At 44.7% G+C, this 13,346-nt stretch carries 11 protein-coding genes; 8 read left to right on the top strand and 3 right to left on the bottom strand.

What is annotated here, in order from left to right; genetic code table 11:
- Positions 1-102 precede the first annotated feature (102 nt).
- The 3 genes from H9I35_RS03235 to H9I35_RS03225 all read left to right on the top strand — a co-directional run bounded on the left by H9I35_RS03235 (position 103) and on the right by H9I35_RS03225 (position 3,283).
- Entirely contained in the window at positions 103-927 is an 825-nt protein-coding gene (locus H9I35_RS03235) for an amino acid ABC transporter substrate-binding protein (protein ID WP_187420193.1), read from the top strand.
- Entirely contained in the window at positions 928-1,596 is a 669-nt protein-coding gene (locus H9I35_RS03230) for an amino acid ABC transporter permease (protein WP_187420192.1), read from the top strand.
- 490 nt (positions 1,597-2,086) lie between these two features.
- The gene (locus H9I35_RS03225) at positions 2,087-3,283 is read left to right on the top strand and encodes a substrate-binding domain-containing protein (protein ID WP_187420191.1); all 1,197 of its coding nucleotides are present in this window, start codon (positions 2,087-2,089) and stop codon (positions 3,281-3,283) included.
- A gap of 174 nt (positions 3,284-3,457) precedes the next feature.
- Here H9I35_RS03225 and H9I35_RS03220 read toward each other — a convergent pair whose 3' ends face one another.
- Positions 3,458-4,603, bottom strand: a complete 1,146-nt coding sequence (locus H9I35_RS03220; RefSeq protein ID WP_252722704.1) for an MBL fold metallo-hydrolase — start codon at positions 4,601-4,603, stop codon at positions 3,458-3,460.
- A 538-nt stretch (positions 4,604-5,141) separates the two neighbouring features.
- Here H9I35_RS03220 and H9I35_RS03215 point away from each other — a divergent pair.
- The 3 genes from H9I35_RS03215 to H9I35_RS03205 all read left to right on the top strand — a co-directional run bounded on the left by H9I35_RS03215 (position 5,142) and on the right by H9I35_RS03205 (position 9,629).
- Positions 5,142-6,338, top strand: a complete 1,197-nt coding sequence (locus H9I35_RS03215; RefSeq protein ID WP_187420190.1) for a substrate-binding domain-containing protein — start codon at positions 5,142-5,144, stop codon at positions 6,336-6,338.
- A gap of 96 nt (positions 6,339-6,434) precedes the next feature.
- A complete protein-coding gene (locus tag H9I35_RS03210) occupies positions 6,435-7,928 on the top strand; it encodes a sugar ABC transporter ATP-binding protein (RefSeq protein WP_187420189.1) in 1,494 nt (497 codons plus the stop codon).
- Positions 7,929-7,940: 12 nt separating this feature from the next.
- Positions 7,941-9,629, top strand: a complete 1,689-nt coding sequence (locus tag H9I35_RS03205; protein ID WP_187420188.1) for an ABC transporter permease subunit — start codon at positions 7,941-7,943, stop codon at positions 9,627-9,629.
- Positions 9,630-9,729: 100 nt separating this feature from the next.
- On the opposite strand, the gene H9I35_RS03200 is transcribed toward H9I35_RS03205, so the two are convergent.
- Both H9I35_RS03200 and H9I35_RS03195 read right to left on the bottom strand, forming a co-directional pair.
- Complete coding sequence (locus tag H9I35_RS03200) at positions 9,730-10,998, bottom strand: diaminopimelate decarboxylase (protein ID WP_187420187.1); 1,269 nt, start codon at positions 10,996-10,998, stop codon at positions 9,730-9,732.
- A gap of 236 nt (positions 10,999-11,234) precedes the next feature.
- Complete coding sequence (locus tag H9I35_RS03195; protein WP_252722703.1) at positions 11,235-12,386, bottom strand: IS4 family transposase; 1,152 nt, start codon at positions 12,384-12,386, stop codon at positions 11,235-11,237.
- A gap of 174 nt (positions 12,387-12,560) precedes the next feature.
- Here H9I35_RS03195 and H9I35_RS03190 point away from each other — a divergent pair, with 174 nt between their 5' ends.
- Positions 12,561-12,788: a hypothetical protein gene (locus H9I35_RS03190; RefSeq protein ID WP_187420186.1), complete on the top strand. Its 228-nt coding sequence runs from the start codon at positions 12,561-12,563 to the stop codon at positions 12,786-12,788.
- Positions 12,785-13,291: a hypothetical protein gene (locus H9I35_RS03185; RefSeq protein ID WP_187420185.1), complete on the top strand. Its 507-nt coding sequence runs from the start codon at positions 12,785-12,787 to the stop codon at positions 13,289-13,291. The genes H9I35_RS03190 and H9I35_RS03185 overlap by 4 nt, the downstream gene beginning before the upstream one ends.
- The last annotated feature ends 55 nt before the right edge of the window (positions 13,292-13,346 follow it).

Below are 13,346 nucleotides of genomic sequence, written 5' to 3'. Positions count from 1 at the left end.
GCGGACAGACAAGACGGCGAAGTGTGCTGATATAAAATCGCTCGCCTCTTTTACCCGGCGCGATGAGATGTATATTATTAATTTATTTGCAGGAGACAATAAATGAAAAAAACGGCAAAAGTATTTTCGGTTTTGTTTTTTACGCTCGTTATCGCTTTGGGAAGCCTAAGCTGCAAAAAACAGAATGCGGCTTCCGCTCGCGATACGTCGCTTGACGACCTCGTTTCGCGCGGCGTATTTGTACTCGGACTCGACGATTCGTTTCCTCCGCTCGGCTTTCGCAATGCTGACGGAGAAATCGTCGGCTACGATATCGATTTGGCAAAAGAAGTGGCGAAGCGGCTCGGCGTCGATTTTAAAGCGCAGCCCATCGATTGGGGTGCGAAAGAGATGGAGCTGAATACCGGTAAAATCGACTGCATTTGGAACGGCTTTACGATGACGAAAGAAAGAGAAGAAGCGCTTGCGTTTACGAAACCGTATTTGAAAAACGCGCAAGTGCTCGTTGTCAGAAACGACAGCGGCGTTACGTCGTTAAAAGATATGGCGGGGAAGAAGATCGCGCTGCAAAGCGGTTCGAGTGCGCAGGAAGCCGTAGACGGAAACAAGGAGTTTTCGAGCTCGCTCAAAGAACAAGTGCTTTTAAAAGACAATGTTACCGCTCTCAATGACCTCGATATCCGCGGAGTCGACGGAGTGGTCATGGACAGCGTCGTCGCAAATTACAGCATAGCCGCGACGGGAAAGCCCTTTACCGTCATCGATGAAGCGCTTTCTTACGAAAGTTACGGTATCGCGTTCCGTAAGGGGAGCGCAGCGCTGTGCGATAAAGTGCAGAGTGTTTTGGAAGATATGCAAAAAGACGGAACGGTTACCGCCGTTTCGGAAAAGTGGTTCGGCCGCGATATTTCGGTGATTGGACAATAAATGGCGAAGATGCTGCAGGCGATGCTGCGCGGAAGCGTAACATCGCTCGAAGTGTTTTTTTTGACGCTGCTTTTTGCGCTCCCGCTTGCCTTTCCGTTTTGCGCGGGGCGTATGGCGAAAAATAAAATACTTTCAAACATAATAAAAGCGTTTTTGCTCGTCATACGCGGCACGCCTCTCATGCTGCAGCTGCTCGTCGTCTACTTCGGTCCGAGTCTTTTGTGCCTTTGGTTCAACAATAATTTCGGTACCGATTTTCGCGTCGCATGGCCTCGTTTTCTTGCAGCTATTGTCGCGCTCATTGTCAATTATGCGGCATACTTTGCGGAGATTTACCGCGGCGGCATCGAGTCGATTCCCAAAGGGCAATACGAAGCGGCGAAAGTACTCGGCTATACGAAGCGGCAAACTTTTTTCTACATTGTCTTGCCGCAAGTTGTCAAACGGATCATGCCCGCTATGGGAAACGAAGTGATAACCCTTGTCAAAGATACCGCTCTCGTGCAAGTTATCGGTGTATCCGAACTTTTGCGCGTCGCGCAGGAAACGCAGAGCCGCCTCTTTTCGTTTATGCCGCTCTTCGTCGCGGGCATTTTTTATCTTGCGATGAATTGGGGTGTCGAAATCGTATTTGCGAGGATCGAAACGAAACTCGCTTATTATCGTTAGCGAGCGATATGATTTACGGTTCGTTGCATGTGATTGATGGAAAAACTTTACAGTAGATGTAACGGATATTGTAAGGAGCAGTGTGTAGATAATTTTCATTTGACAATTTCTTATTTGGCTGTATACTGTAAGGGCGAATGATGAGTATTGAAACTATTGTTTAAATAAAGGTGTGCTTTCGGTGAGAACTTTGTTTGTTGCACTCACTACCGAGCTTGCTTTGCAAACTCGCTGTGTATGCCGCGACCGATCTTTTGGAGTAGGCTTTCCGTAATCCTAACGCTTGAAACGGGGGCGCAAACGGAATCTTGCCTTGAGTATAATCTTATTTGTTTTCAAGGCTTGCCATTTACTTGCACTTCGAAAGGGTTTTTAAATTTCGAGATTAAAGACCTCGAAATTGAACCTATAAAAGTAAAATTGTGTAAAACAAGGAAGCTGTCCGAAGATTGAATTGTTTGGGCAGGTTCATGTTTTCAGGAGTAATTGAATGAAAAAAACAATTGCAGCTGCCGTTTTTTCGGCGGTCATCGGTATCGCGTTTATCGGATGCAGCAAGCAGGCGGCAAAGGTTCAAAATAAAGATAAGCCGCTCGTGTTTTATAATCGTCAGCCGTCTGATCCGACGACGGGAGAAATCGATATGGCGGTTATGAATTGGAATCCGCAGACTTACTACGTGGGTGTTGACAGTCTGGACGGAGGATCGGTGCAGGGGCGGCTCATTACTGATTATCTTGCAGCATCTCCCGTATCGGTCGATAGAAACGGCGATGGAGTAATCGGTTATGTGCTTTGTATCGGCGATATGGGGCACAATAATTCAACGGCGCGTACGGAAGGTATTCGTAAAGCGCTGGGAACGTGGAACGGTTCGACCGATCCGGGTGTATCAAAAGAAGGCTCGGTACAAGTGGGCGGCAGGATGATGCGCGTTATCGAACTTGAAAGCCGCGCAATGACGGGGACGGACGGTTCGACATGGAATGCGAACGCGGCAACTGATGCGATGAGCGGTTGGGCTACGCGTTTCGGTACGCAGATCGATATGGTTGTTTCCAACAACGACGGTATGGCAATGGGGTGTCTTCAGGCGTCTAACTACCCCTCGGGGGTTCCGATTTTTGGATACGATGCGAATGCGGATGCGATTGAAGCAATCGGTGCGGGGAGGCTCAGCGGTACGGTTTCACAGAATACGGACGCGCAGGCAGCGGGAACTTTGCAAGTACTGCGAAATCTGCTCGATGGTCTTTCGGGAAGCGATGTATATACAAAGGGAATCTCGGAAGCCGATCAGTATGGCAATAAAATCACCCCACTGATGGAATATATATCCGATGCGCGTGCGCTGCTGGCAAAAAATTCCGGTGTAAATATAGTCAACTGTCAACAGTATACGGCAGGTCAGCGCGATGCGGGAATTAGGCAGACGAATGCCCCTGCTAAAAAAGTGTTGCTCACCGTATTCAATTCCGGCGACAACTGGTTGTCATCGGCATATGTGCCTGCGCTCCGCTACTATGCGCCGCTTATGAATCTTGATCTTACCATTGTTCAGGGAGACGGTCAAAACGAATCGAGTTGTCTTGACAAATTTACGAACCTGAACAATTACGATGCATACGCGATCAATGTGGTTAAAACAAATTCCGGTCGTGATTATACCGATAAACTCAAGTATTAATAGTTTTTGATTTGATTGCATCGGACAAGGCTGTGTCCTCGAAAAGGACACGGCCTTTTTTGAAACCAAATGCGTTATTACTGTCGGCTTTGCGGTTTTTATATTGCAGCAAAGCTGTGTGAAAAAGTACAGATTATTATATATTGCCTTAATCGGTGTTTTTCGTAATAACGATCATTTAGTTTTATTTATAGTTCCATACATGATGCTTTTTTCCCAGTCATATCTTTCGCGCCAATCAGGATATATATATTCTCTCATGTCTTTATCGCGCGGATACACATATATACCCCCGCTTTTCATAATACAGGTTTTCAAATTTTTGTCATTCGCGTCGACTATTTTTTGCAGCTCATGCGGATCAATCGCGCTGCTAGACCAGTTTTCGTAGTGGTCGGGTATGACGATTTTTGCGCGGAGATTCTGTGCTACGCGCATGACATCCCATGGATTCATTTTGTCGGAAATGCCCGGGGCATTATGTCCCATCGCCGCTATGACGATGTCGATTTTGTGACGATGTCCGACTGCAGTAAAACCGTCATTGTACAGCGTGTCGCCTACGAAAATGACGGAATGGCCGCCCGATTCGAGGATGAATGAAACGGCATTTGCATCAAAATCGAAAGGTTCACTGATCTTATAATCACCGGTCATACATGCCATGTAGTCGTAATTTTTTTCCACATATATACTTACGTCTTTTATCTTGAAAGTATCACCGGGCTTCACTTCGATGATTCTGTCTTCAGGAACATTCCATTTTCTGAACAGTGCACATACGTTTTTCGGACCGACGAATTTGCAGTCCGTCGTTTGAAGTGTTGCGGATACTGTATAAAAATCGGCATGGTCTGAATGAGGATGCGTTGCGAATACTGCATCAAGTCGATTAAATTTCCAAGGATCGATCACATGAGGATTTATACGAAGCCAAGATAAATATGACGCGCCGGTCATGCGGCAGGCTCCGTCCGATGAATATTTGCTCGTTGATGAAGACCCTGAATAATTATCAATCAAAAATGTCACGCCACCCGAAGATTTAAACGCCCATGAGGGGCCACCGAGCATCCAAAGTGCAAAAGATCTTTTAGGAACCTGCATATTTTCAATCTGTTGGTTGAGCATGTGATGCCATTCGGGAAAACATTCTTGAAGCCAAATTTCACGTGTCATTTTTCGCGCATCGCTTATCGCCGTGCCTGCGTCCATGCCGTCCCCCCAATATTCTGATTTCATTTTGTCAACCATACTTTTACCTCTACATCTAAAAAAGCTTTTATAAAGAAGTGTCCAAAAGCGTACTTCTTTTTTCATTATAGCACGGAATTCTAATTTATTATAGAAGAGGGGATTATGTGTTGTTGGGGCATCCGATACGGTTCGTTGCATGTGATTGATGGAAAACTTTACAGTAGATGTAACGGATATTGTAAGGAGCAGTGTGTAGATAATTTTCATTTGACAATTTCTTATTTGGCTGTATACTGTAAGGGCGAATGATGAGTATTGAAACTATTGTTTAAATAAAGGTGTGCTTTCGGTGAGAACTTTGTTTGTTGCACTCACTACCGAGCTTGCTTTGCAAACTCGCTGTGTATGCCGCGACCGATCTTTTGGAGTAGGCTTTCCGTAATCCTAACGCTTGAAACGGGGGCGCAAACGGAATCTTGCCTTGAGTATAATCTTATTTGTTTTCAAGGCTTGCCATTTACTTGCACTTCGAAAGGGTTTTTAAATTTCGAGATTAAAGATCTCGAAATTGAACCTATAAAAGTAAAATTGTATAGTAAAACAAGGAAGCTGTCCGAAGATTGAATTGTTTGGGCAGGTTCATGTTTTCAGGAGTAATTGAATGAAAAAAACAATTGCAGCTGCCGTTTTTTCGGCGGTCATCGGTATCGCGTTTATCGGATGCAGCAAGCAGGCGGCAAAGGTTCAAAATAAAGATAAGCCGCTCGTGTTTTATAATCGTCAGCCGTCTGATCCGACGACGGGAGAAATCGATATGGCGGTTATGAATTGGAATCCGCAGACTTACTACGTGGGTGTTGACAGTCTGGACGGAGGATCGGTGCAGGGACGGCTCATTACTGATTATCTTGCAGCATCTCCCGTATCGGTCGATAGAAACGGCGATGGAGTAATCGGTTATGTGCTTTGTATCGGCGATATGGGGCACAATAATTCAACGGCGCGTACGGAAGGTATTCGTAAAGCGCTGGGAACGTGGAACGGTTCGACCGATCCGGGTGTATCAAAAGAAGGCTCGGTACAAGTGGGCGGCAGGATGATGCGCGTTATCGAACTTGAAAGCCGCGCAATGACGGGGACGGACGGTTCGACATGGAATGCGAACGCGGCAACTGATGCGATGAGCGGTTGGGCTACGCGTTTCGGTACGCAGATCGATATGGTTGTTTCCAACAACGACGGTATGGCAATGGGGTGTCTTCAGGCGTCTAACTACCCCTCGGGGGTTCCGATTTTTGGATACGATGCGAATGCGGATGCGATTGAAGCAATCGGTGCGGGGAGGCTCAGCGGTACGGTTTCACAGAATACGGACGCGCAGGCAGCGGGAACTTTGCAAGTACTGCGAAATCTGCTCGATGGTCTTTCGGGAAGCGATGTATATACAAAGGGAATCTCGGAAGCCGATCAGTATGGCAATAAAATCACCCCGCTGATGGAATATATATCCGATGCGCGTGCGCTGCTGGCAAAAAATTCCGGTGTAAATATAGTCAACTGTCAACAGTATACGGCAGGTCAGCGCGATGCGGGAATTAGGCAGACGAATGCCCCTGCTAAAAAAGTGTTGCTCACCGTATTCAATTCCGGCGACAACTGGTTGTCATCGGCATATGTGCCTGCGCTCCGCTACTATGCGCCGTTTATGAATCTTGATCTTACCATTGTTCAGGGAGACGGTCAAAACGAATCGAGTTGTCTTGACAAATTTACGAACCTGAACAATTACGATGCATACGCGATCAATGTGGTTAAAACAAATTCCGGTCGTGATTATACCGATAAACTCAAGTATTAATAGTTTTTGATTTGATTGCATCGGACAAGGCTGTGTCCTCGAAAAGGACACGGCCTTTTTTGAAACCAAATGCGTTAAATTAATAAGGTGCGTATAATGGACGATATTATCCTTGAGGTAAAAAATCTTTCAAAGTCTTTTGTAAAAAATAAAGTTTTGGACGGTATCAATCTTGAGGTAAAAAAAAGTTCCGTACTCGGTTTGATGGGCGAAAACGGAGCGGGTAAATCTACGATGATGAAATGTCTGTTCGGAATCTACACTAAAGATGAAGGGCAGTTTATGCTTGATGGAAAGCCCGTTGATTTTAAGAGCCCGAAAGAGGCTCTTGAAAACGGTGTCGCGATGGTACATCAGGAGCTGAACCAATGTCTTGACCGTTCCGTCATGGACAACCTTTATCTCGGAAGATATCCGAAACGCTTCGGCGTAATCGATGAAGCGAAGATGTTGAAAGACAGCGTCAAGCTGTTCAACTCTTTGGATATGAACGTCGATCCGCGCACGATCATGAGATCGATGTCCGTGTCGCAGCGGCAGATGGTCGAAATCGCAAAAGCGGTTTCCTACAACGCGAAGATAATCGTGCTCGACGAACCAACCTCTTCTCTGACCGAAAACGAGGTTGCCAAACTTTTTTCGATCGTTAAAAATCTGAAAAAAAAAGGCGTGTCATTTATCTATATTTCTCATAAAATGGATGAAGTGTTTCTTGTGTGCGACGACGTCGCAGTTCTCCGCGACGGAAAAATGATTTTGACGAAAGACACTAAAACGACGGAAATGAACGAGCTTATTTCGGCAATGGTTGGGCGTTCTCTTGAAAAGCGTTATCCTGATGTCGATAACGTTCCCGGCGATTATATTTTTGAAGTGAAATCGCTTACGACAAAGTACGAACCGGTGCTTGAAGATATTTCGTTTACCGTCAGGAAAGGTGAAATATTTGGACTTTACGGTCTTGTCGGTGCCGGGCGGTCAGAATTGCTTGAGGCGATGTTCGGCGTGCGAACCATTGCATCGGGAGAAATTAGCTACGGCGGGAAACGCCTTTACTTTGCGGACAGTCGCGATGCGATGGAACACGGTTTTGCCCTTGTGACCGAAGAACGGAAGTTTAACGGTATGTTCGGAAAAGCATCTATAGAATTTAATACGACAATTACAAATCTTGCGAGCTACAAATCGAACGGCATTTTGTCGAATCGGAAATTATATGAAGCGGCAAACCGCGAAATTACACAGATGAAAACAAAATGTGTGTCCGCCGATGAAATTATCACTTCTCTTTCTGGCGGCAACCAACAAAAAGTCATCATTGGAAAATGGATTGAACGTTCCCCCGAAGTATTTCTCATGGATGAGCCGACGCGTGGTATCGATGTCGGGGCAAAGTATGAAATTTATCAGCTTATCATTAGAATGGCAAAAGAAGGAAAAACGATTATCGTTGTTTCGAGCGAAATGCCGGAAATTCTCGGCATTACGAATCGTATAGCCGTTATGTCGAATCATCGGCTCGCGGGTGTTGTCGATACGAACGATACCGATCAGGAAGCACTCTTGCGCCTTTCGGCGAAATATCTGTAATGCGGAGGACGTATGGAAAACGAATATGGCAATTATCTTGACGACGACAAAAAACTGAAAGAATACGGCGATAAACTCGCTGAGCTGCGTCGCAACGGTGTAAATAAAATTTCCGAGCTCAAGCAGGACATCGCATCTCTTAAACGCAATAAGCTTATCGATTCGGCAGCTCGCAATGCGCGGATCGCCGAAGACCTACGGCAGATCGCCGAAGCCCGCGTCGTCGCCGCGAAAAATAAAAATGAAATTTCGATTTTGCAAAAGGAAGCGGTTGCGTATGCAAATGAAATTGCCGGAATCTATATACGAAGCGTGCACGATGCGCAAAATAAAAAGATCGCTTCTCTTGCGGAAAAATATAAAAACGATATCGCTGCGATCAATACGGATTTTAACCGACGGCGCGAAGCGATCGTCAAATCGTATTGCGGAAAAACGACGCTTGCGGATCGAACGGCAAAAAAAGAAGCGCTTTCGATAAACGGCTACGAGCATAAGGCGGCTCTCTTCGACGCGCACAGCAAATACGTATCCGACGTCGACCGCGCGAAAGTGGCAAAAAATCAGGCATATGTCGATCGCGTGCAAAAAAATCGCAGTTTAAGAAACGGTTCTCCTCGCTTTTCGGAAAATATATCGCTCGGCTGGCAAAATTATGTATATCAATTCAAGCCGTCGAAATTTTTTTTAAATAACGGTTTGTATTTGGCAATTTTCGTGTTTTTTATCGTGTGCATCATAGTCGCTCCTATTTCGGGAAACGGACAGCTTTTAACGTTGCCGAATATCTTTACGATACTCGAACAGGCTTCTGTGCGTATGTTCTATGCGCTCGGTGTTGCGGGGCTCATTCTCATAGCCGGCACCGATTTAAGTATTGGTCGAATGGTTGCACTCGGCTCTGTCATCACGGGACTTATTTTGCATCCGGGAAAAAATATCGTAACTTTTTTTCATCTCGGCGCATGGGATTTCACTCCGCTTCCCGTTCCTGCTCGGCTTGCCCTTGCACTTGTCATATCGATCGTGTTTTGCGTGCTGTTCAGTTGTTTTGCAGGCGTGTTCAGCGCAAAGCTTCGAATCCATCCGTTTATCTCAACGCTTGCGACGCAGCTTATCATCTACGGTCTTCTTTTTTTCGGTACAAGCGGCACACCCGTCGGTTCAATTGATGCGGGTATTAAAGATATGCTCGGTGGCAGATGGGAACTCGGATTCCTCAACGGCGAATTTATAACATTCCCCAAATTAATAATTCCCGCTGTTGTTGCTATATTTATCGCGTGGTTTATATGGAATAAAACGACTTTCGGTAAGAATATGTATGCGGTCGGAGGTAATTCGGAAGCGGCGAGCGTGAGCGGTATCAGTGTATTTTGGGTCACGATCGGTATCTTTGCTATGGCCGGTGTGTTCTACGGATTTGGCTCGTTTTTTGAAGCATTTAAAGCGAATGCGAGCGCCGGCACAGGGCAGGGGTATGAACTCGATGCGATCGCGGCCTGTGTCGTTGGCGGTATTTCATTTAACGGCGGTATTGGTAAAATCGGAGGCGCCGTCATCGGCGTTATCATATTTACCGGTTTGACTTATTGTCTGACGTTCCTCGGCATTGATACGAATCTGCAGTTTGTATTTAAAGGGTTGATTTTAATTGCTGCTGTTGCCCTCGATTCGATTAAATATTTGAAACGCAAATAAAAAATGCAAGGACGATAGATTAGTCACCATACTTCGCTTAAGATCGGGGTATAGTGTTATTATGAGGTGTGCCGATTAATCGAAAAGCGGTAATCTTTTGTTATTTGAAATTTTTTACGCCGTCCAAATCGAGCGTAGCAAAATAGTCGGCAATCGTTTCACGCCGTCTGATTTCTTTGAATGAACCGTCGCTCCGCATGAGCACTTCGCCCGCTCTGAGCTTTCCGTTGTAGTTGAATCCCATCGCTCTTCCGTGCGCGCCCGCATCGTGAATTATTAAAATATCGCCGATATCGATTTTCGGCAGGCTCCGTTGTACGGCGAATTTATCGCAGTTTTCGCACAGAGATCCGACGACATCGTATACCCTGTCTTTTACCGCGTTTTCTTTTCCGCTGACGGTCACTTCGTGATAAGCGCCGTACATACCGGGCCGCATTAAGTCCGCCATGCACGCGTCGACTCCGATATAATCGCGGTAGATGTGTTTTTCGTGGATTGCCGTCGCAATAAGCCAACCGTAGGGGCCGGTGACGGGTCTGCCGCATTCCCAGTAGATGCCCATAGGATCGAGATCGTTTTTAATAATTTTTTCGTCATAGATTTTTTTGATGCCGCGCGCTACATAGCCGAGATCGACCGCTTTTTGTTCCGGCTTGTACGGAATGCCGACGCCTCCGCCCAAATCGACGAATTCGATTTTTATGCCGAGTCTTTGTTTTATTTCGACGCAGAGATCGAAGAGGATATCCGCCGTGTCGATAAAAAAATCGGGATTGAGTTCGTTCGAAGCGACCATCGTGTGAAGTCCGAATCGTTCGACGCCTTCTTCTTTGCAGCGCGCATAGGCTTCGAAAAGCTGTTCGCGCGAGAGGCCGTATTTCGCTTCTTCGGGTTTTCCGATGATCGCGTTGCCGCCTTGCTTGAGCGGACCGGGGTTGTAGCGGAAACATAGCAGCTTCGGTAATCTGCCGCCGAGCGCTTTTTTTAAAAAATCGATGTGGGTGATGTCGTCCAAGTTGATGAGGTTTCCGTGCTCGTATGCGTATTGAAATTCGGAAGCGGGCGTTTCGTTCGATGTAAATATGACGTGTTCTCCCTCGATACCCGCCAAATCGGAGAGCATGAGTTCGGGTAAGCTCGAACAGTCGGCGCCGCATCCTTCTTCCGCGAGGATTTTAAGCATATAGGGATTCGGCATCGCTTTTACGGCGAAGTGTTCGCGGAACTTCGGAAAGGCGGAAAAAGCCGCGGTAAAGCGGCGCATGTTTTCGCGGATCGCCCTTTCATCGTAAAGGTAAAAAGGGGTCGGGAAATTTTTTATTAATTTTAAAAGCTCATCGTGCTTGAGCGGAAAATCGGAACTCATATATAACCCTTATCGCAATGTATCTGATGCGCTTGTGTATCGCAGCCTGTCATGTCGACTATAGCATGAGCCTTAAATGAAATCAACGGTGTAAAAATATGAGTTGTTGATAAGGGATTTGAAAATTTTACTTTTTAATATGCTTTGCAATCGGGAAAAAACGAGAGTGTCCGGATGTCGCGTGTCTTAGGAAAGATGAAATCGATTCTTTAAAAACACTACTGTCCAAGATAAAATCATGCCCATAGCTCCTGTTGAAAATCACTAGGATGGTAAACAGCAGGAGGCGGGCTTCCGGCAAACCATTCAAATAAGTCCTTTCGTTCAAAAAGGCAGACTTTTAATTCCGACATAAAGTTTGTAAAGTTTTTGCCTCTATATATACACAGCTGCCGCAGTTTCATGTACAGAAGATACACAGTCAGCGCAATCCAGATTTGTGTTTTTATGGCATTTTCTGTCCGGCCGAAAAACTTCTTGATTCGCAGATTCTGCTTTATTGTCTTGAAAAATATTTCGATGTTCCATCTGGCCCGATACATCCCGGCGATATATCCGGCGCTCAGATTGAATATGTTTGTCAGAATCCTAATTTCCTTTCCTGTTTTCTCATCAACGGATTTTATGACTCGCAGAGGAAAAGGACATTTCCTGCCTGTCTGCATACCGGTAAATTCGATCGTCCTATCAAGCGTTATGTGCTTATTCCTGCTTTCGTGTTCCTCAATGACACGGTACTGTGCGTTTTCCTTTAATCTTGTAACAAAAAAGATTTTATCACGGCAAAAATCTCCGAAAACCGCGTAATTGCAGTAGCCTTTATCGAATGTGACCGTACATCCTTTGGCGATATTCATTTTTTTCAGCGTGTTATTTTCATGTTCGTTTACATTGGTTATGAAAAGATATTTCGGCAGACTGTTATTGATGTCATAGGTAAGATGAATTTTGACACCGCTTTTTGTGCTTCTGAAAGTCGCCCATGGAAAATCATGCAGATTCAGGCTCTGCTCTGTCGCATCGATTCCGTAGAAATCCTTTCTGAATTTCTTGCGTCCATTCCGGTCAAGGGCTGACGAGAGTGAATAAAACAGCTTCTCGAACACCTCGGGTTTTCTGGTAGTATTCGCATACGAAATTGTCGCGCGCTTCACGTCTTTTTGAACTCCCAGATGATACAGGCAGGTTTTATTTGCGTTCAGCGAGTTTTCCAGGCTTCGAAGTCCGTGCGGATTTGCTATCTGTGCATAAGCCATAGTTACAAACTGCTGCCATGCGGAAAAGCCTTTGCAGTGCTTGTCAGCCCCTGTCGCTTTTACGCATTTTTCAAATTGAGGTCTCTCTAGTAAAGATAGCAACTGTCCGAGTTTTGTGTTATATTTATTCATGTCTGTAATTCCTTATGTGATATTGTTTTGTGTGCCAACTTAACTATATCACGAATTACAGACTTTAAATAGTATCTAATTTATCTTGGACAGTAGTGAGGAAAATTATATTTAACCTCCGTCGGATATATACCTTCAAACTATGAAATAGAGATCATCGGGAACACTAAAAATGTGCCCTACTTTGATGAATGTAAATGGGGCTTTTACACTATCGAAAAAGGAAACAAACGCTATCTCGTTTATATCGGTATGGGAGAAGATAAAGGCGATCAGAGAATTTCCACGATAGAAGATTTTTATTTGAATGTTATAGATTTGGAAACGATGGAAAAAATATATAAAAATTATCTACAGGCGGAAATAAATCAAAGCGACTTAATTATGAAGGCTCCCGAATGAAAAGTTTTATTCTAAATTTCAGAGCTTTTTTTAATGAGAGAAAAGTATTAAAAAGAAATGAAGAAATCTTTTTGCCTGTATGGTGGAAAACCGCTTCAGTTGTAATTATGATTGTTATACCCCTCATCGCCTTGTCATTTAGTATTGGGACTGGGCTTTATAATGATGTTTTTTTGGATTGGATGACTGATATTGATTATTGGAAATCTTGGATAGGTGTATTTGTGATTTCTTGGCTCTTGGCATTTACTATGTTTTATGTTATGGATGCCGGTCATATAATAATAAAGGATGGTGTTCTTACGAAACGTTATCGTTTTGTTTGCACGGAAAAAATTATGCTCAGTGAAATAACGAGTGTTTCTATGGGGCATGCACTTATAAAAAATGAAGGAAATCTACATTTGGATATTAGGGGAAACTCAAATCAAATCATTTATATTAATGCGAATGCATACCCCAAAAAAACGCTTAAACTCATTTGTAAGAAAATAGGATTGTAATGTCATTACAGAACCGTTTCAGTCTTCTCTTTATTTTCCGGCGCCTTTGGAAAAA

It is taken from the genome of Treponema sp. Marseille-Q4132, assembly GCF_014334835.1.
GTDB lineage: Bacteria > Spirochaetota > Spirochaetia > Treponematales > Treponemataceae > Treponema_D > Treponema_D paredis.
This window is presented reverse-complemented; position numbering and strand designations above follow the sequence as displayed.

Bases quoted from the DNA above. Each gene is read 5' to 3' on its own strand.
- H9I35_RS03235 (WP_187420193.1), top strand. From the start codon at position 103: ATGAAAAAAACGGCAAAAGTATTTTCGGTTTTGTTTTTTACGCTCGTT.
- H9I35_RS03200 (WP_187420187.1), bottom strand. From the start codon at position 10,998: ATGAGTTCCGATTTTCCGCTCAAGCACGATGAGCTTTTAAAATTAATA.
- H9I35_RS03205 (WP_187420188.1), top strand. From the start codon at position 7,941: ATGGAAAACGAATATGGCAATTATCTTGACGACGACAAAAAACTGAAA.
- H9I35_RS03220 (WP_252722704.1), bottom strand. From the start codon at position 4,603: ATGAAAAAAGAAGTACGCTTTTGGACACTTCTTTATAAAAGCTTTTTT.
- H9I35_RS03230 (WP_187420192.1), top strand. From the start codon at position 928: ATGGCGAAGATGCTGCAGGCGATGCTGCGCGGAAGCGTAACATCGCTC.
- H9I35_RS03210 (WP_187420189.1), top strand. From the start codon at position 6,435: ATGGACGATATTATCCTTGAGGTAAAAAATCTTTCAAAGTCTTTTGTA.
- H9I35_RS03185 (WP_187420185.1), top strand. From the start codon at position 12,785: ATGAAAAGTTTTATTCTAAATTTCAGAGCTTTTTTTAATGAGAGAAAA.
- H9I35_RS03215 (WP_187420190.1), top strand. From the start codon at position 5,142: ATGAAAAAAACAATTGCAGCTGCCGTTTTTTCGGCGGTCATCGGTATC.
- H9I35_RS03195 (WP_252722703.1), bottom strand. From the start codon at position 12,386: ATGAATAAATATAACACAAAACTCGGACAGTTGCTATCTTTACTAGAG.
- H9I35_RS03225 (WP_187420191.1), top strand. From the start codon at position 2,087: ATGAAAAAAACAATTGCAGCTGCCGTTTTTTCGGCGGTCATCGGTATC.